General features: G+C 64.0%; 19 protein-coding genes. All 19 read right to left on the reverse strand.

Going from position 1 to position 17143, the window contains the following annotated elements; genetic code table 11:
* Nucleotides 1–210: 210 nt before the first annotated feature.
* Nucleotides 211–4173, reverse strand: a complete 3963-nt coding sequence (locus tag BMI90_RS08160) for a glycoside hydrolase/phage tail family protein (protein ID WP_078528000.1) — start codon at nucleotides 4171–4173, stop codon at nucleotides 211–213.
* The gene (locus BMI90_RS08165; protein ID WP_078528002.1) at nucleotides 4174–4626 is read right to left on the reverse strand and encodes a peptidase; all 453 of its coding nucleotides are present in this window, start codon (nucleotides 4624–4626) and stop codon (nucleotides 4174–4176) included.
* Nucleotides 4623–5513, reverse strand: a complete 891-nt coding sequence (locus BMI90_RS08170; protein WP_078528004.1) for a DUF2163 domain-containing protein — start codon at nucleotides 5511–5513, stop codon at nucleotides 4623–4625. Before BMI90_RS08170 ends, BMI90_RS08165 begins: the two co-directional genes overlap by 4 nt.
* The gene (locus BMI90_RS08175) at nucleotides 5513–6145 is read right to left on the reverse strand and encodes a DUF2460 domain-containing protein (protein ID WP_078528006.1); all 633 of its coding nucleotides are present in this window, start codon (nucleotides 6143–6145) and stop codon (nucleotides 5513–5515) included. Before BMI90_RS08175 ends, BMI90_RS08170 begins: the two co-directional genes overlap by 1 nt.
* 10 nt (nucleotides 6146–6155) lie before the next feature.
* Nucleotides 6156–6818, reverse strand: a complete 663-nt coding sequence (locus tag BMI90_RS08180; RefSeq protein WP_078528008.1) for a phage tail tape measure protein — start codon at nucleotides 6816–6818, stop codon at nucleotides 6156–6158.
* Nucleotides 6815–7030 carry a rcc01693 family protein gene (locus tag BMI90_RS08185; protein WP_078528010.1) on the reverse strand — a complete coding sequence of 72 codons (216 nt, stop codon included), beginning with the start codon at nucleotides 7028–7030 and terminating at the stop codon, nucleotides 6815–6817. Before BMI90_RS08185 ends, BMI90_RS08180 begins: the two co-directional genes overlap by 4 nt.
* A complete protein-coding gene (locus BMI90_RS08190) occupies nucleotides 7027–7356 on the reverse strand; it encodes a gene transfer agent family protein (protein ID WP_078528162.1) in 330 nt (109 codons plus the stop codon). The genes BMI90_RS08185 and BMI90_RS08190 overlap by 4 nt, the downstream gene beginning before the upstream one ends.
* Before the next feature lie 8 nt (nucleotides 7357–7364).
* Entirely contained in the window at nucleotides 7365–7778 is a 414-nt protein-coding gene (locus BMI90_RS08195; RefSeq protein ID WP_078528012.1) for a phage major tail protein, TP901-1 family, read from the reverse strand.
* An 82-nt stretch (nucleotides 7779–7860) separates the two neighbouring features.
* Entirely contained in the window at nucleotides 7861–8268 is a 408-nt protein-coding gene (locus tag BMI90_RS08200) for a DUF3168 domain-containing protein (protein ID WP_078528014.1), read from the reverse strand.
* On the reverse strand, nucleotides 8265–8603 hold the full coding sequence (locus BMI90_RS08205) for a head-tail adaptor protein (RefSeq protein ID WP_078528016.1): 339 nt from the start codon (nucleotides 8601–8603) through the stop codon (nucleotides 8265–8267). Before BMI90_RS08205 ends, BMI90_RS08200 begins: the two co-directional genes overlap by 4 nt.
* Nucleotides 8600–9196, reverse strand: a complete 597-nt coding sequence (locus BMI90_RS08210; RefSeq protein WP_078528019.1) for a hypothetical protein — start codon at nucleotides 9194–9196, stop codon at nucleotides 8600–8602. The genes BMI90_RS08205 and BMI90_RS08210 overlap by 4 nt, the downstream gene beginning before the upstream one ends.
* A gap of 193 nt (nucleotides 9197–9389) precedes the next feature.
* The gene (locus BMI90_RS08215) at nucleotides 9390–10589 is read right to left on the reverse strand and encodes a phage major capsid protein (RefSeq protein WP_146671242.1); all 1200 of its coding nucleotides are present in this window, start codon (nucleotides 10587–10589) and stop codon (nucleotides 9390–9392) included.
* Nucleotides 10590–10628: 39 nt separating this feature from the next.
* Nucleotides 10629–11186 (reverse strand): HK97 family phage prohead protease, encoded by a 558-nt coding sequence (locus tag BMI90_RS08220; protein WP_078528021.1) that lies wholly within the window; start codon nucleotides 11184–11186, stop codon nucleotides 10629–10631.
* 10 nt (nucleotides 11187–11196) lie between these two features.
* Nucleotides 11197–11430, reverse strand: coding sequence for a hypothetical protein (locus BMI90_RS08225; protein ID WP_078528023.1), 234 nt, complete (start codon nucleotides 11428–11430; stop codon nucleotides 11197–11199).
* Between the two features lies 1 nt (nucleotide 11431).
* Nucleotides 11432–12610: a phage portal protein gene (locus BMI90_RS08230; RefSeq protein WP_078528025.1), complete on the reverse strand. Its 1179-nt coding sequence runs from the start codon at nucleotides 12608–12610 to the stop codon at nucleotides 11432–11434.
* A 159-nt stretch (nucleotides 12611–12769) separates the two neighbouring features.
* Nucleotides 12770–14146 (reverse strand): terminase family protein, encoded by a 1377-nt coding sequence (locus BMI90_RS08235; protein ID WP_078528027.1) that lies wholly within the window; start codon nucleotides 14144–14146, stop codon nucleotides 12770–12772.
* Nucleotides 14067–14417, reverse strand: a complete 351-nt coding sequence (locus tag BMI90_RS08240) for a hypothetical protein (RefSeq protein ID WP_245794931.1) — start codon at nucleotides 14415–14417, stop codon at nucleotides 14067–14069. The genes BMI90_RS08235 and BMI90_RS08240 overlap by 80 nt, the downstream gene beginning before the upstream one ends.
* A gap of 178 nt (nucleotides 14418–14595) precedes the next feature.
* Nucleotides 14596–15762, reverse strand: a complete 1167-nt coding sequence (gene mltG, locus BMI90_RS08245) for an endolytic transglycosylase MltG (RefSeq protein ID WP_078528029.1) — start codon at nucleotides 15760–15762, stop codon at nucleotides 14596–14598.
* Nucleotides 15762–17024, reverse strand: coding sequence for a beta-ketoacyl-ACP synthase II (gene fabF, locus BMI90_RS08250; protein ID WP_078528031.1), 1263 nt, complete (start codon nucleotides 17022–17024; stop codon nucleotides 15762–15764). The genes mltG and fabF overlap by 1 nt, the downstream gene beginning before the upstream one ends.
* Nucleotides 17025–17143 lie beyond the last annotated feature (119 nt).

Consider the following 17143-nt stretch of genomic DNA (forward strand, 5'->3'; position numbering starts at 1 on the left):
CAACCCCACGCCAATTCGGCCCAGCGCCGCCGCCATAAGAGTCCCGTCACCCCAAATCGGATGGGGCCGCCCCGGCCGCTTGCTATAGAGATCCGCCGCATGAGCCTCGTCGAAAAGGCGCATCAACCGCCCATGGCGCTCTGCCTCGGGCCACAGCGTTGCGACCCGCGCCGCCGTAAGCAGATCTCCCTCACGCGCTCTCCGCATCACTCAGGCAAGAACCTGCACGCGCTCAGTCAAACCGGGTCCGAAGACATCAGAGAGCTGCGCCACCTCAACCCAGAACGCTCCGGCAATGCCATCCATGGCCTTCTGCGCAGTCGAATAGGTCCATTCCGAATTGGTCAGAACGACCTCGCGCCGGATCGCCTCTCCTTCGAGTATCCGCAGCAGGTAACGCTCGGCCACCTCTCCAAGCGGAACATCCATCGCCTCCCAGTCATCGCCACCAATCCGCGTGCGCCGGACCCAGCTAAGCTTCCAGCCATCGGCTTTCTGCACCACCCGCAGATGGCATGGGGAAAGTGGTCGCAACCCGTTGCCAGCGAATGCCTGTACTGTGTGGATATAGGACGGGTCGTCGTAAGGGCGCGCAGCCGATCCAATCCGGTAGTGCCTTGCCATGTTGCGCGCGGCTGGGGCGAGCGCGATCTGTTGTGCCTGCCCATCCAGAAGCACCACAACCGAGCCTTCCGGCCAGACCGCTGGCATCAGCGCATCGGTCCCGAGCTGCCCCCGGAGCCGCAGACTGAGATCCCAGATCCCCGGTTCGACCGGTTCCGCACGCTGGAACTGCAAGATCTCCCAATTGTCCGAAGACCCATCTCCGATCGCGAGCGCATTGAGCCCCGACAGGACACCCGCTTCCAACGCCGTCTCGAACTCTCCAGAGATCAGCTCAACCCGCAAAGGCTCTCCCCGATCCCACAGGCCGCTTCGTGCCATTCTGAGTGGTGAAAGCGTTGTGCCGATCACCGCTTGGGTCCCGAATTTCGAGTTCAGCTCATAGCCTGCGTCCTGAAGCCCCGAATAGACCGCGACCGCACCCGGCCATGGGCTGGCCGCGACAGCGAGATGCGGCGCATAAGGGTCTTCGGCTCCGGTCATCAGCGGCAGGTCGAGAAAGACCGGCGTCACCGGCACGGGCGGTACATAGGGTGCAAGGCGGGCGCCCTCCTCCTCTTCCTCAGCCGGTTCGTAGATCCCCGGCTCGACGCGCACCGCTTCAACCTGGATCGTCTCCGCGCGCTCGATACAATCGATCCTGTAACGGTCGGTGCTCATATCTGTCTCCAGGTTGACGACATCACCCGGCCCCAGCCATCCAAGTGAAGGCGGCAGCGTGAAACGCGCCCGGTCTTGCGCCACGCGCGCCTCAGAGAGCCACCGATCCACGACACGCATTCCCTCCGAGCGCGTCATCGCCAGTGGCACCTCGCTCGCGGCAGTGGGACCATCTTCCTCATCAGGGAAAATGCTCTCGACCGCGCGGACCTCGAAACAGCCATCCGCCTCGACATAGGACAGCCTCACCCGCCCGGCGATTTCCGCTTCGGGTGCGCGCTGGGTCTCTAGGCCCACATCCTGATCATCAAGTGCAAGCTGCGGCGGCCAAAGCTGCGCATCGACCGAAGCATCACGCATCCGGAAGACCAGCAACCCATCGCGCTCCAGCGCATCGAACCCATATATGATACTGAGCGATTGCAGAGCTCCGCGCGGCGTGATTCCGCCTTGCATGGCAAATCCACGCACGACCCCGTAAAGCGCGCTCACGTCAATATCACGCACGCCTGCCATCTCACAGATTTCGGCCACGACATTCGCCAGCGGTTGCGCGCTCGAGCGCCCCGAAAGCCAATGCCCCCGCGCGTAATTCCTCGCATCGCTCCAGACATCGTCCAGACCGGGAAACTGTGGATAGGGTCGCGCGTCCCAGGCCCATACATGCGCGCGCGACATGTCGACCATTGGTCCACCGTAGATATCGGAAACCGGGTTTACCACCGGATCCGCCCAATAGCTCGTCATCGCGCGCAAATATTGCATCTGGATCGTGTCATCGCGCCGGCCGTCGGAATAATGCGGCAAAGCACTTTCCGAGCTTTTCGGATCGAGAAATTTATTGGGCTCGTTCGTACCCTTGTCGATCGCGGCGCAACCTAGCTCGGTGAACCAGATAGGTTTTGAGCGCGGCACCCAGGCGGTGGGCTCCTCGAGCCTTTCGCCATTGATCCGGTCATGGTGATCATGATCCCACCAGCCACGAATGTCCTTGTAACGCCAAAGCCAGGGCTCATCATGCGCCCCGTCGATGATTGGCGTTCGGATCTGCGCATCGCGATGCTGCGCCGAGGCATAATACCAATCATACCCTTCACCGCCCTCGATATTCGAACGCAGGTAGTCGAGATTGTAGATAGCCCCCCAATGCGCGTCGGCATGATTCTCACCATCACGCCAATCCGACAGCGGCATGTAATTGTCGATTCCGATGAAGTCGATCGCATCATCCGCCCAAAGCGGGTCAAGATGGAAAAAACAATCGCCGTTGCCTGGATGATAACCGAAATACTCGGTCCAGTCCGCAGCATAGCCGATCTTGCAGTCCGGGCCGAGGATCTGTCGCACTTCTCCTGCCAGAACACGCAGCGCTTCCACCGCCGGGAAACTGTTGTTCATGCCGCGGATTTGCGTCAGCGCGCGCATCTCGGAGCCGATGCAAAACGCCTCCACACCGCCCGCGAGTTTGCACAGATGGGCATAGTGCAAAACGAAGCGCCGGAAGGACCACTCCGCTGGACCGGAATAGGTGACCGTCTCTCCCGTCGGCGCAAAGTCACCCATTGCAGCGGTCCCGAAGAAGGTCGCAACCTCGTCTGCAGCGTGACTGGTCCCGTCCGGCGACCCTGGGTGTTCTGGTGCCGCTGATGTCGTGATCCGTCCGCGCCACGGCAGCGCCGGTTGTTCTGCTCCATCGCTCCAGGGGTCGTGCAACCCGTTCCCTTCGAGTTGATCCATGAGAATGAACGGAGAGAAGGTCACCGCCTTACCCGCGTCATGCAGCGCTTTGATCGCGTCTATGACCGCCGCATCCGCGGGCGTCCCGCCATAAACCGAGCGATCATCAAGTTTGGGAACCGCATCAACCGACCCGCGCCCGACACCCGACACCCGCCAGCTCATTTCGCGCCCCTCGACCGACTTCGAAGCAACTTTCGGCTGCACCTTACAGTTGCCGCAGCGTAGATCATTCCCGAACCAGGACACCACGAGCGAAACCGTCCCGCAATTCGGCAGCTCCTCATCTAGCATCCCGAGGCTCATCTCGAAATCCGTCTGCCCGCTCGGCGAATGCTGATTCACTGGATTGACCTCAGCCGTGATCCCCCAGCCATTGAAAAAGAAAAGCGACGAAGTCGCCGGATACTCGAGCGGGGTCGAACGAATGCGCTGTTCGCTCACCGGCCGCGTGGCCAGCGAATACTCTCCGGTCCCCGGAATCAGGGCGACCGCCTTGATCGTCTGGCTCAGATCCGTATCGCTCCGCAGCCCCTCCCCCTGTGCCGCGCGCACCACCTCGAAAGTGAATTGCGGCACGCGATTACCGAAGGGACTGAGCTCGAGGTTTTCGAACACGACATAAGCGATCCCGCGATAGCTCGGCGCTTTCTCCATCCCCTCGACAGCCGCGATCTTCGGGTCGGGCTCTTGGGTTTCGCTCCCACTATAAACACGCATATTCAGATCGCGCGTATCGAGCTCGACACCGTCAGCCCAGACGCGCCCGACCCGCAGAATCTCGCCCTCTCCCAGCGCAACCGCAAGGCTGACCGAGTAGCTATAGCTCACGATCGAGGGTTCGCCCTTACCTCCCCCCGATTTCTTCTTCGCTTCGAAAAACCGCGTGGCCCAGATCACCTGCCCGGCCATCCGCATTCGACCCCAAATGCGTCCGAGACCTTCACCTTCCGAAGCCGTGGTCAACCGCAATCTGTCGACCCGTCCGGTTTCGACTGTGCCGGACCCTCCGCCCAGCAATTGCTGGTCTATTACCCGGCCCAGCGTTGCCCCGACCGCACGTCCGATCACAGCGCCGGAAAGCCCCAGAACCGTCCCGCCAAAAGCCCCGCCGATCGCGGCCCCCGCCGCAGAGAGCAAAATCGTCGCCATTCACCTGGCTCCTTCATGAAATTGAAAACGCGCGACGATCCGGCGCCGCCACGGCGTGCTCAGCGGGCTCTCGACGACCCCGTGGCCGCGATAGGCATGCACGAAACTCGGCTTCTGGCCGACCGAAGCCGCGATCCCGACATGCTTGGCTACCGAACCCGAGCGCATTCGAAACAACAGCACCTCACCGGGCACGGGCACGCCTCGCACTTCGCGCATCTGCGCCCGCAACCCGCGCCAGAGCTGTTCGTCGCGGCTCGGCTCGGACCAATCGGGCGTATAGGCGGGCACCCCATCGGGCTCATGACCGCAATGCTCTCGCCAGATCCCGCGCAACAAACCTAGGCAATCCGATCCGACACCTCGTAGCGAGCCCTGATGCAGGTAAGGCGTACCAATCCAGCTCCGCGCGATCTCGACAACCCGCTCACGCGGTGCCTGCCAATCGCTCATGCGAACAGGCTCCCGCCGTCATTGGTGCCTCCCTGAACTGGATAAGACACCAGCCAATCCTCGCCTGGAATATGCGGAAAGCCGCGAAAATTGACGAAATTGCCAAATTTCCCGCGACAGGTTTCGCCCCGCTTGTCACACCCTGCCTCCAGCCGAACCGTATCCCCTGCTGCGATCTCCGCCCCGATGCGTTGCCAAAGCTCGATCTCGCGCGCGCCGCCCGGAACAACGCGATCCGCCTTGATCACCCCAACAAGCCCTGCTGCAGCTCCCGTCAGCACACGAAACCGCCCCTTTTCGAACCACCGCGGCTCGAATCCGGCCAGAACGTCGAAGCGAAACAGCACCGAATCTTCGACAAGGTTCAGCGGGGCTTCGTGAAAATAGCCCCGCTGGTTCAAATCAAAGCGGCATTTTCCGTCCCCGAGAACCGCCGCACAGCGCGGATGATAGATCCGCCCGCGTTCTAGCCCCAGAGGCTCGCTCAGCCCACGCAACTCAGCATTGAACGCTCCCGCCGATCGGGTGATCTCGCCCAAATGCCCGCGAAACAAGAGAGCGCGCTGCGTGACATCGGCCCAATTTACCACCCAGACCCTAACCTCCGCCCCGTCATAGCGACCGGCGAGGATATCAGCCTCCGAGATCGCTTCGGAATTCAACGCGCCAAAGACCTCGCTATTGTCCACCGCGAGCCCGGTCCCCTGCGCCACCGCCTTGGCTGTCATACCGCTGTCAGGCTCGAAGGCGACCTCTTCGAAATTCAGCCCTCCATCATGATCGGTAAAGCCCAGCGTCAGCCCATCGCGCCGGGTGACCGCCCACGCCCGCGCGATCGTCGTTGCACCCGTCTCGAGATGGGCACGCAGCTCTTCAGGATAGCTCATCAGATCCGCACCTCCACAACCGGCACCTGCGGCATATTCCCGGCCTGAAAACTCTGGACCGAGACCTGGATCGCATCGGTATCAAAGCGCACCGGCACATCGAACTCGAACCCCGCGGTGATTGGCGCACCTTCGGCGGGAGCCGCGAAGAACCGTACCGCGCCGGTCTCAAGATCGACCTCCCAATCCACGGCTTCAGCCTGATAACCGCCTTGAACGCCGAGTTTCACCGTGCCGGCGACCGGCTTGGTAACCGGGCGGCGATATTCCACATCTCCAGAGACATAGGCCTTGGAAAGCTGAAACTTCGTCGTCACCCCATCGCCTTGGCCGATCAGCTGATCCTCGTAATCGACCGCCTGCGAGGGAGCGCAGCTCTTGTAATCCGCCCAGTCCTTCCAGCGAAACGCATGCAGCTGACCGCTGCGCGCCTCGAAAAACGCGAGCATCCGTTCCACATCGTCGAGTGAACGCAAACCCACGCCTGCATCATAGCGTCTGCGTGAATGGGCCCATGGACTGTTGCGCTCTTCGAACCCGTTGGAAAGCGTCACGATTTCCGTGCGCCGCTCCGGCCCGCCCACCGAGCCGAAGCTCAGGTTGGCGGGGAACCTCACCTCGTGAAAGGCCATCTATCCCTCCTCAGCGATTGCGTTCGCCCCGCGCCAGAGCGCGGTTGATCTGTGCGGCGACTTGGCTCGAACTGCGCTGGAAACTCGCCGCGTCGGGTGTCGAAACATTCACCACGACATTGACCGCGCGTCCGCCGCCCTGCGCGACGACCCCGAGCCGCCCGTCGGCACCCCGGGTCAGCGGCATGATCGCTTCTGGTCCCGCCTCGCCCATCAGCCCTGTCGCGCCACGCATCGGAAAGCTCGTCGGACTGCTGACGACGCCGCCTTTTGCGAAGGGCATCACACGACCATGCGAGAAGGCCGCCCCGTCAGCAAAGGGGAAAACCCCGCTCAACAACCCGTTTAGCCCCGACGCCAGTGCTCCGCCAAGCGCTTGCTGTACCGGCTTCATCGCGACGTTATAGACGCTGTCGGCCATGCTCTGCGCGACTTGGCGCAAAGCATCCGAAAGTCGCATCCCGTCGAAAACCACCCCGTCGAACGCACGCCGCAGACCCGAGCCGAAAGAGGTGCTCAGGCTCGTCACCTCTCGACCCGTGAAGACGAGGCTTTCGCGCATCGTCGCCAGTTCCTGGTTAAACACTTCCGTCACAGCGACCGCACCGCCTAGCGAACGCTCCAGCTCGATCGCCTGCTGGCTCAGCCCGTCGATCCCGTCCGAGTCCGTCATCTCTCACTCCTTCGATTGGCCGCCAAGCCATCGGGAAAGCGTTCAATCAGCTCTTCAAGCCGACCACGTCCCATCGGCCGCGCGCCCGTCGCCCCCTCACCCAGCATCAGCGCGAGCTCCGCTGGGGTCAGCGCCCAGAACTCTGCCGGACGCAGACCGAGCCGGTGCAACCCGGCTCGCATAAGCCCCGGCCAGTCGAGCGCCTCGCTCACGTCGCGCCCTCGCCCGGCACCGAGAATGCCCGCGCCAACAGCTGCGCAGCCTTGCGCGCGGCGTCCATCGGCCCGCCACAGATCTCGACCGCGCCGAGATCCCCGACCCGGCCCTGCCAGCCCCCTCCGCGCAAGCCAGCGACGACCACCGCCAGAACGTCGCGGCTCGTGAAGCGCCCCGCCTCGAAGCGCTCGACAAGCGCGATCATGCCGCCACTCTCGCCAATCTCCGTCTCGAGCTCCGCCAATGCGCCCAGCGTCAACTTCGCCACATGTCGCTGCCCGTCGAGCGCGATCTCGACCTCACCTGCCCAAGGATTTGCCATCATGCGCCTCAGATCGCCGTGAAGCTCAGCGCGCCGGCCGACGCCATCGCGATCTCGTAGCTTGCCTCGCCGTCATGCGCCCCTGCGTAGTCGATCGAGGTGATCATGAACGGCCCCTGCACGATGCCGAAATCGGGGATGATCACCTGGAACTGTGGAACCTCACCATCGAAGAAGATCTGGCGCGCGCGTTCATCCGTACCCGCATCCTTGAACACGCCCGAGCCCGAGATCTGCGCCGAACGCACGCCTGCACCACCCAGCAGCTCGCGCCAGCGCCCCTCGCTTTCGAGAGAGGTCACATCGACCGTCTCCGCATTGAAGGTGATCCGCGTGGCGCGCAGCCCCGCGATGGTCTCGAAGGTCTTATCCCCGTTCAGGTCCAGTTTGATCAAAAGATCCTTGCCGTTTTGCGCCGCCATGGCCAATTCTCCGAATTTGGATAGTTTGTTTCCGATCGGGAAATACTCTCCCGACGAAATGTTGAGAAAGTGAAAGCCCCCCTCAGGCTTCAACCCGCGCGCGGAAGGTCAGGTCGAGCCTGCGCGCGGCCCCCTTGTCGACGCGCCGCGCCTTCGCCTTGAGAAACCACAATCCCACAAGACGACCACGCGCCAACGTGAGCGGGCTCGCAAGCAGCGTGTCCGAGATCGCCTCACCCACCTGTTTCGCCAGCTGAAACCCCGCGACATCGCTGACCACCGACACGGTAAAATCATGCACCGCGCCGTCGCCCGTCATATCCGAGGCATCGCGCGCGTCTTCCGGACCGAGGCTGACATATGTGCCGCTCACCGTCCCTGCTGGCGCTGCGTCATAGACCGCGGATCCGACAAGCCCCGTGACACCCGGATCATCCTGCAATCGCGCATAGACCGCCGCCTGCAAAGCAGCTCCGATCGCGTAACTCATGCCACCACCTCCTCACGGGCGAAACAAGTCAGGTAATGCGCGCCCCGATCGGCCTCCGCGACGGCGAGGATACGAAACACTCGTCCGCCTTCGCGGAAGCGCTGCTCCGGGCGCGGTCTGCGCGGCGAGCCCTCGGGAGTTGCCCGCACCGTGATTTTCCAGGGCACCGAAGCCAGCGTCACGAACTCGCCCGCGCGCTCGACCCCGGTCCCCGGCACCATCTGCGCCCAGAGCTCACCGAGCGCAGTCCAGATTTCGGTGAACCCACCCGCGCCATCGGCGACACGCTCGGGCGCCTCAAGGACCAGCTTGCGATTGAGATCCGGGACGCTCATACGCCGCCTCCAAGCATCCGCACCGTACGCCAACGCTCGATCAGCGCCGTCACGCCGAAGGGCATCCCGCCACCCTCACCCGCCGCCTCATGGCGGAGCTCGAAATACTGCGCCGAGAGCAGCATCACCGCCTGTGCCAGATCCGCCGGCAGATCCGACCACTGGGAACCAAAACCTGCAGTAAAGCGGATCTCGACCACACCACCCGAAGGCACCGCCGGCAAAACCGTCCCCTGCGCCGCAACGCGCGGGCGCTGCAAATCCTCGATCAGCCGATAGCTTTCCTCGGGGAGCACCGCGAACACCCCCGCCGCATCAACCAGCCGGATCTCCGATACGGCACGCACCGGCGCGACCGGCAACGGATGTTCCACCGCTCCGCGCCAGGCCGTGAGCGTCAACACGAAATCCCGTGCCAGCAGCACCTTGGCCGTGCGCGCCTCGATCGCCGCGATCGCGGCCCGCAGGTAAGCCTCCAGCGCTGCGTCCTCCGCGCCCACATCCGCGAACCCTGTCCCGAGCCGCAAGTGATCGCGTAACGCCGCAACCGGCAGTGCGCCCGAGGCGACCGCCGTCTCTTCTTTCAACATCATGGGAACTCTCCGAAAGTCACGAGACAGCACCCCGGCTCCTCGGGGTGCCATCTGTCATATCGGGCGCGGGCCCCGCCGCCGCTCGAACGGAGGGAGCAACTAGGCGACGGCCGACAGCCCCGCGCCCGCCTCGGAACCGGTTACCCGGCCCAAGGACCGGAAGGCCCCCGCCCCCCGATCCGGCTCACGCGCCTCAGGCGATCGCGAATTTCAGCAGCTTGATCGCCGCGAAATCGCTCACATCGCCACCAACGCGCTTTGACGCATAGAACAGGACATGCGGCTTGGCCGAGAAGGGATCACGCAGCACGCGCAGGTCCGGGCGCTCGGCGACGGTGTAGCCCGCGTCGAAATCGCCGTAAGCGATCGCGAAGCTGTCCGAAGCGATATCGGGCATGTCCTCGGCAATCAGCACCGGATAGCCCATCAGGCGCGGCGGCTCGCCCGCGGCCAGACCGTCGGTCCACAGGAACCGGCCATCGGCATCCTTCATCTTGCGCACGGCGCCGGCGGTCTTCGAATTCATCACGAAGCTCGCATTGGCGCGGTATTCGGCGTCGAGTGCATAGACCAGATCGACCACCGCATCGGCCGGGTTCGCCCCCAGGAAATCGCCATCGGCACCGGTTGCGACATAGCCGAGCGAGCCCCAATCCCAGGCGTCATTGGCCAGTTTCGGATGGGTCAGGAAGCCGGTCGGCTTGTCGATACCGTCACCCGAGATGAAGGCCGCGGCCTCGGCACGGGCGAATTTCTCCGCGATGCGCTGCGCAAGCCAGCCCTCGACGTCGAAGGCGCTGTCGTCGAGCAGGCGCTGCGACGCTTTCGGCATCGCCGAAAGCTCATGCAGCGGGATCGAGATTCGGTCGATCATCGGCGTCGCGGTCTCGGTCAGAGCTGCGGTCTCGGTCGCCCAGCCGGTGCCGACATCGGTGCGGTCGACCAGGACGTCGTAGGAGGTCGCCTCGACATTCACGACATTGGCGATCTGGCGGATCGACGCGGTCGCTTTGAGCACCGACCGGATCGATTCCGAGGTCTGCGGATCGACGAGATAGCCACCCTCGGCCGCCACGGCCGTATTCAGCGCCTTGCCCTCAAGCGAGAGCCCACGCAAAGCGTCGTCGTCACCCGAACGCAGATAAGCGGCAAAGGCCTTCAGATGCGGCGCCTCCTCGGAAGCAGCGGCGGAAAGGGCGGGACGCCCGGCGGTCATGGTCTTGGTCTGCAGCATCGTCAAACGCTCACTTTGTTGTTGCATCTTCACTTCAACTTCGTTGCGGAAGTTTTTGACTTCCTTCACGAACCCGGCCAGCGCTGTCTTCACGTCAGCCGCCGGATCCGGGCCTTCGGACATACCCGTCCCGGCCCGAGCCTTGGTCTCGGTCTTCATCGTCGCTCCATCTCCAATGGGGTCAGAGGCCGGGCCGCGTCAGCGGTCAGCCAGTTCCGCCGCGGCGCCGTTCAGCGCCTCGGCCAGATCACGCAGGCTGTTCTCCAGGCTTTCTCCCTTCGCCGCGACCCGCGCTTCGCGAAGCATCGGAAAGGTCACCAGCGAGACCTCCCAAAGCTCCAGTTCCGCAAGTAGCCGCTGGCCTTTTGCGTCCTTCTCGGCGGCAACCGTGCGATAGCCGATCGACAGCCCGTCGATCGCCCCCGCCGCGATCAGCGCCGCCGCTTCCTTCGCACGCGCCACATCGGGCAGCAGCCTGCCCTTGACGTAGAGCCCGCGCGTATCCTCAAAGATTTCGTCCCAGATCCCGATCGGTTGGGCCGGGTCGTGCTGCCAGAGCATCTTGACGTTGCCGCCCCGCGCCGCGAGTCGTTCCAGCCCTTTCGCATAGGCCCCCTTGCGCACGATATCGCCGCCCTGATCGGGCAGACCGAAGAGGCTCGCATAGCCTTCGATGATCGTCCCATCAGTGACGCGCACCGGCTGCGCCTCGGCGGAACAGAACTTCAATTCCAGACCGTAATAATCTGTTTTCATGACATATCCCCTATTTCGGACCGACCTCGATCAGGCTCAGAACTGCCTGCGTGAGGATCACTGCGACCACGCCGTAAACCGCCATCCAGAGTCGCCGCTCCAGCCGTTCGATCATGTTCTCGATCTTGCCGAGCCTCTGTTCGACCTGCGAAAACTGCAGGTCCATGATCTTCTCGGTCGCCTGCATCCGCTCCTCGTGTGCGGCGAAGGGCTCCTTGAGATAGCGCGAACCGGAAGCCGTCATCTCACTCCTCCGCCAGCGGCGGCAGCCCCAGAAGCCCGCGCTTCTCCGCATCGCTCAGAAAACTCACCTCGCCGATGCGCTTCCATTGCTGGTCGCGCTCGATCGCGAGCGCCGGGATCTGATCGAGATCGGGCTTGAGGTTCACGCGCTCGCCCGCCCAGGTCGACAGCCACCACGCGATATCAGCCGCCACTTTGGTTGCGAGCGGCAGCACCGTCAGCCGGTAGAAAGCGCGATGCGCCTCGGCGTAATTCGCATAGGTCGCATCGCCGGGGATACCGAGCAGCATCGGCGGTACGCCGAAGGCCACCGCGATCTCGCGCGCCGCGGCGATCTTGGTTTCGTGGAACTCCATATCCGACGGGCTGAACCCCATCGGCTTCCAGTCGAGCCCCCCTTCGAGCAGCATCGGCCGCCCCGCATTGCGCGCGCCCTGATGATGTGTCTCCATCTCGAACACGAGCCGGTCATATTGATCGGGCGATAGCGTGCCCTGCCCGTCCGTGCCCTTGTAGACGATCGCCCCCGATGGCCGCGCGGCATTGTCCAGCAATGCCTTCGACCAGGCCGAAGCCGCGTTATGCACGTCGAGCGCCACCGCCGCCGCCTGCAACGGGCTCAGGCCGTAATGGTCGTCCTGCGGGTGGAAGCTTTTCAGATGACAGATCGGCTCGGGGCCGCCCGTCATATCGAACCGATGCTTGCGCCCGGCAACCGTGTAATCATAAGCGACCGGCCAGCCATCCGCTCCCGGCACGATGCTCATCCGGTCCGAGCGCAGCACATGCAACTCGCGCGGCAGGCCAGGCTCCATCGCGACCGCCTCGAGGTAGCCATTGCCCGAGAGAAGCATCTGCCCGTAAAGCGCCTCGAAGAACTCGCCCTTGCCCTGCGCCGCATTGGGCCGCGCGATCAGGTCGAGCATCGGGTGGATATCGTAACGCCGCTCCGCATCTTGGCACACCAGCGGCAGCGCGGCGGCGGCTTCCGCGATCAGCTTCACGCAACGAAATCCGATCGGGTTGCCAGTGAAGCCCTGCCGCGTCAGGGAGCCTACGTCGCGTGGCGACCAGACGACGCGCCCCGATCCGCTCGCCATCGCGACGATCCGCCCCGTCGCCGAGGCCTTCACTTCCGGCGGGCCCGCGCCTTCGGATTTGCGAAAGATGTTCCAACCCATTCCCGTCTCCTTCTCGCGGCCCCAGATCGAGACCGGCTGGCAAAGAAAAAGGGCCGGAGGTTCGACCTCGGCCCTTGCTCTTGAATTCATCTGTCCCGTGCCGGGGGTGCTGCCCCCGGACCCCCGGGATATTTCGACCAAGAGGAAGAAGGTTTCCTCTCAGAGACCCCGCATCTGCGGTCGGCGCCAATGTGCGGCGGGCTCCAGGATCAGCTCTGCGATCGCCCAGACCAACGCATCCACACGGTCGGGCGAGCCCTTGCCCTGATAGCCTTGCAGTCCCATTCGGCACATCTGATCTTCCAGAAGCCCCAGATCCGCGGATTTGAGATGCGTCACCCGGCCCTGTTCGTAGAGCGCCGCCACCGGTTCAGCGCGCGCAGATTTGCCTCGGCTCGCCCTCAGCGCCTTGAACGGGATCAGCGGGTCGATCTGGCGCAGCATCGTCTCGATCAGATCGCCGCCCTGATTGACCTCCGCCACCAGCTTCTCCGCGCCCCAGCGCTCCATCGCCGCGATGCCCGCGCGCGCCCAGTCGATCGGCTTGCCGCGCGAGCTCGCATCTTCCAGCACCACCGCGCGCCAGTCCTGCACCGGGCCTTGGGTCTTCGCGCCGACCACCACGATCCCGCATTCGTCCGACACCGCCTTGCCGCTGACCGAAGGGTCCAGCGCCACGACGATCCGGTCCAGATCGCCCGCAGTCCCGACCCGCGCCGCCTCCAGCATCCGCGTCGTCCAGAGCGCACCTTCGACATCGTCAAGCAGCACGCCATCCAACTCCTGCCGCCCCAGCCGCGTGCCTGCATAGCGCGCCCGGACCTCTTCGAGGAAACTCTCGGCCAGATACGCCCGGTTCGCCTCGGTCGGGGCATGGGTCAAGACAGTCGAGGGGGTGTTCAGGATCGTCTTCAGCACCCCCACATTGCGTGGCGTCGTGGTGATCACCTGCTGCGGATGATCGCCCAGCCGCAGCGCGAATTGCAGCATGTCCCAGACCTCCTCGGCCTTTTTCCATTTCGCCAGCTCATCGACCCAGGCGGCATCGAATTGCGGGCCGCGAAGCGCCTCTGGCTCATGGGCCGAGAATGCCTGCGCGGTCGCCCCGTTCGGCCAGACCAGTCGTTTGCGTCCCGCCTCCCACGTTGGGCGGCGGTCGGGCGGAGAGCAGGACAGGATCCCGCTCTCCCCCATCACCATCACGTCGCGCACCTGGTCGAAGGTTTCTCCGACCAGGGCCACCCGCCTTGCCCGGCCGGGGTCGAGCGGTCTGGCGCCTTCCACCATGGAACGCACCCACTCGGCCCCGGACCGCGTCTTGCCGGCCCCGCGGCCGCCCATGATCACCCAGCTTTTCCAGGCACCTGCGGGCGGCAGCTGATGCGGCAAGGCCCAGAATTCGAAAATCCAGGGCAAGGCCAGCAACGCGTTTTCCTCGAGCCCGTCAAGGAAGGCGTCAACATCCTCCTGCGTTGCGGAGGCGAGCCAGGCGGCGCCCGATTTCAGCTCGGGCGGCGTCGAAATCGAGCGCGACATCGCGCCCGGCGGCAACGCCCGCCAGCTGTCTGCGGAGTTTCTCGACACGAGAGCGCTCCTCCATCACCAAATGAAAAGCGGTGCGGAGGTCCTTGACCGCCTGCACCGCTGCTTTCGCCTCGGAAATCTGGCCGCGCCGCACCCCCTGCAACGCTTGCGCCAATTCCTCGGCCACGTCTCGATAGAGCGTCTCGGTGATCTCCAGAAGATCGACCGAAGCGCCCGCCTCACCCACCTTGTCCCTTAGCATGTAGTCGAACCCACCCTTCAAAGTTGGTCCGTTCGAGAGAAACAAAAAAGCGCCGTCGGGTTTCCCCGCGGCGCCTGCCCACTTCTCCTAGCATGCCACATATCTACTTTAGAGCGTTCGCAGAGTCAAGCGCTAAATCTCCGGTTGTTATCCCGAGGCAAAGAAAAACCCCGGCGCAAACCGGGGTTTTTCTTTCAAATCAATTGCCTGAGGCGGAATCTTGTCGTTGCTTTTCGATCTCGCGCCACTTCGCGACGTTCTTGTTATGCTCGTCGATCGTGGTCGCGAAGGCATGCCCGCCCGACCCGTCAGCCACAAAGAACAGATACGGCGTCGAATCGGGATGCATCGCCGCCTCGATGGCAGCCTTGCCGGGATTCGCGATCGGCGTGGGCGGCAGCCCGTCGATGACATAGGTGTTGTAGGGCGTGGCCTTGCGCAGTTCCGACTGGCGCAGCCCGCGGCCCAGAATGCCCTTGCCCTCGGTCACCCCGTAGATCACCGTCGGGTCGGTCTGCAACTTCATCCCCTTCTCGAGACGGTTGATGAAGACGCTCGCGACCTGCGCGCGCTCGTTCGGCACGCCGGTTTCCTTCTCCACGATCGAGGCCATGATCAACGCCTGTTCGGGGCTTTCATAGGGCAGCCCTTCGGCACGTCCTGCCCAGGCATCGGCGAGGATCTTCGCCTGACGGTCCTTCATCAGATCGACCAGAGCCTGCCGGTCGGCCCCGCGCTTGACCTCGTAGCTGTCGGGCGCAAGCGTCCCTTCGGCCGGAACGCCGTCAATCGCACCGGCAAGGAAGTTCGCCTCCTTGAGGCCCTGCACGATCTGCCAGCTGGTCACGCCATCGACGACCGTCACACGGGCGCGCACATCTGCGGCTTCGGCTTTCGTCTCAAAGCCCTCGGGCGGCTTCTCGGTCTCGGGGTTGTACTCCGCGACCTTCTCGTAATTGCCGGTTTTCGGGTCCAGTTCTCGCAGCAGAACCTCGTTGCCGCCCACGCCGATGCGGAACACCAGCTCGGTGCCGCAGGTGGAGGGGCCGCCGGCCGTGATCTGATCAACGATCTGCTGCATCGAGCTGTTCGGCTCGATCAGGTAGGAGCCGAATTTCAGCTTGCCCGCCTTCTCTTCATATTGCGCGCCGGTGCGGAAGATGTAGGCCGAAGTGACGGCGCCATGATCCACGAGATCCCCCGAGACACCCCGGATGCTCGCCCCAGGCGCCACGCGCAGGCACATCGGCTGCGCCAGCGGGCCGGGCTCGGTGTATTGGCGCTTCGCCCATGCGACGAGCCCGCCAAGCGCGACCAGGATCACGATCAGCAGAGTGAGGAAATTCGAGACGATGTTACGCCACATCAGTCCTGCACCTTGCCCAGCACGAGGCTCGCATTGGTTCCGCCAAAGCCGAAGCTGTTCGACAGGGCCACGTCGATCTTGCGCTTGACCGCCGTCTTCGGCGCAAGGTCGATCACGGCTTCTTCGGGCGGAGTGTCGAGATTGAGCGTCGGCGGCGCGATCTGGTCGCGGATCGCGAGCACGCAGAAGATCGCCTCTACCGCACCCGCCGCGCCGAGAAGGTGGCCGACCGAGGATTTGGTCGAGCTCATCGTCGCCGTTTTCACCGCATCACCGAGCAGACGCTGAACCGCGCCCAGTTCGATCACATCGGCCATCGTGGAGGTGCCATGCGCGTTGATGTAGTCGATCTTGTCGGGCGTCAGCCCGGCGCGCGCGAGGGCCGCCTTCATCGCGCGGAAGCCACCATCCCCATCTTCCGAGGGCGCCGTGATGTGATAGGCATCGCCCGAAAGGCCATACCCCAGAACCTCGGCATAGATCTTCGCGCCACGCGCCTTGGCGTGCTCGTATTCCTCCAGCACGACGCAGCCTGCGCCCTCGCCCATCACGAACCCGTCGCGATCGGCGTCCCAGGGGCGGCTCGCGCTCTCGGGCTCGTTGCCGCGTTTCGTGGACAAGGCCTTGCAGGCGTTGAAGCCCGCGATCCCGATCTCCGAGATCGGGCTTTCCGCGCCACCCGCGACCATCACGTCGGCATCGCCGAGCATGATCAGACGCGCCGCATCACCGATCGCATGTGCGCCGGTCGAACAAGCGGTGACGACGGCGTGGTTCGGCCCCTTGAAGCCGAAACGGATCGAGACCTGCCCAGAGACGAGGTTGATCAGCGCACCCGGAATGAAGAACGGGCTCACACGGCGTGCACCCTTTTCCTTGAGGATGATGGCGGTCTCAGCGATCGAGGTCAGACCGCCGATCCCCGAACCGATCATCACGCCGGTGCGCAGACGGCTTTCTTCGTCCTCGGGCGTCCAGCCCGCATCCTTTACCGCCTGCTCGGCGGCGGCCATGCCATAGAGGATGAAATCGTCGACCTTGCGGCGCTCTTTGGGCTCCATCCAGTCATCGGGATTGAACGTGCCGTCCGAGCCATCGCCGAAAGGGATCTCGCAGGCATATTTCGTCGTCACGCCCGACGCGTCGAAGCGCGAGATCGCTCCGGCACCCGATTGTCCTGCGATCAGCCGCGACCAGGTCTCCTCGACCCCGCAAGCCAGCGGCGTAACCATCCCAAGACCCGTGACAACAACCCGGCGCATGCCCGACCTCTTTCGCTGCTAATTCTCAGGAAGACCTGATACACGCGGCAGCGCATCGGCGCAATCACAACACTTTACGCATTGGCAGCCGCGCGCCGCCGAGCCGTCGCTCGCGCGCC

Source organism: Thioclava sp. L04-15, assembly GCF_002020275.1.
In the GTDB taxonomy this organism is placed as follows: Bacteria; Pseudomonadota; Alphaproteobacteria; order Rhodobacterales; family Rhodobacteraceae; genus Thioclava; species Thioclava marina.

Coding starts and splice junctions, on each gene's coding strand:
- BMI90_RS08175 (WP_078528006.1), bottom strand. CDS start 6,145: ATGGCCTTTCACGAGGTGAGGTTCCCCGCCAACCTGAGCTTCGGCTCG.
- BMI90_RS08230 (WP_078528025.1), bottom strand. CDS start 12,610: ATGGGTTGGAACATCTTTCGCAAATCCGAAGGCGCGGGCCCGCCGGAA.
- BMI90_RS08200 (WP_078528014.1), bottom strand. CDS start 8,268: ATGAGTTACGCGATCGGAGCTGCTTTGCAGGCGGCGGTCTATGCGCGA.
- mltG (WP_078528029.1), bottom strand. CDS start 15,762: ATGTGGCGTAACATCGTCTCGAATTTCCTCACTCTGCTGATCGTGATC.
- BMI90_RS08180 (WP_078528008.1), bottom strand. CDS start 6,818: ATGACGGACTCGGACGGGATCGACGGGCTGAGCCAGCAGGCGATCGAG.
- BMI90_RS08215 (WP_146671242.1), bottom strand. CDS start 10,589: ATGAAGACCGAGACCAAGGCTCGGGCCGGGACGGGTATGTCCGAAGGC.
- BMI90_RS08160 (WP_078528000.1), bottom strand. CDS start 4,173: ATGGCGACGATTTTGCTCTCTGCGGCGGGGGCCGCGATCGGCGGGGCT.
- BMI90_RS08165 (WP_078528002.1), bottom strand. CDS start 4,626: ATGAGCGATTGGCAGGCACCGCGTGAGCGGGTTGTCGAGATCGCGCGG.
- BMI90_RS08210 (WP_078528019.1), bottom strand. CDS start 9,196: ATGATGTTGAAAGAAGAGACGGCGGTCGCCTCGGGCGCACTGCCGGTT.
- BMI90_RS08205 (WP_078528016.1), bottom strand. CDS start 8,603: ATGAGCGTCCCGGATCTCAATCGCAAGCTGGTCCTTGAGGCGCCCGAG.
- BMI90_RS08220 (WP_078528021.1), bottom strand. CDS start 11,186: ATGAAAACAGATTATTACGGTCTGGAATTGAAGTTCTGTTCCGCCGAG.
- BMI90_RS08170 (WP_078528004.1), bottom strand. CDS start 5,513: ATGAGCTATCCTGAAGAGCTGCGTGCCCATCTCGAGACGGGTGCAACG.
- fabF (WP_078528031.1), bottom strand. CDS start 17,024: ATGCGCCGGGTTGTTGTCACGGGTCTTGGGATGGTTACGCCGCTGGCT.
- BMI90_RS08190 (WP_078528162.1), bottom strand. CDS start 7,356: ATGGCAAATCCTTGGGCAGGTGAGGTCGAGATCGCGCTCGACGGGCAG.
- BMI90_RS08195 (WP_078528012.1), bottom strand. CDS start 7,778: ATGGCGGCGCAAAACGGCAAGGATCTTTTGATCAAACTGGACCTGAAC.
- BMI90_RS08235 (WP_078528027.1), bottom strand. CDS start 14,146: ATGTCGCGCTCGATTTCGACGCCGCCCGAGCTGAAATCGGGCGCCGCC.
- BMI90_RS08225 (WP_078528023.1), bottom strand. CDS start 11,430: ATGACGGCTTCCGGTTCGCGCTATCTCAAGGAGCCCTTCGCCGCACAC.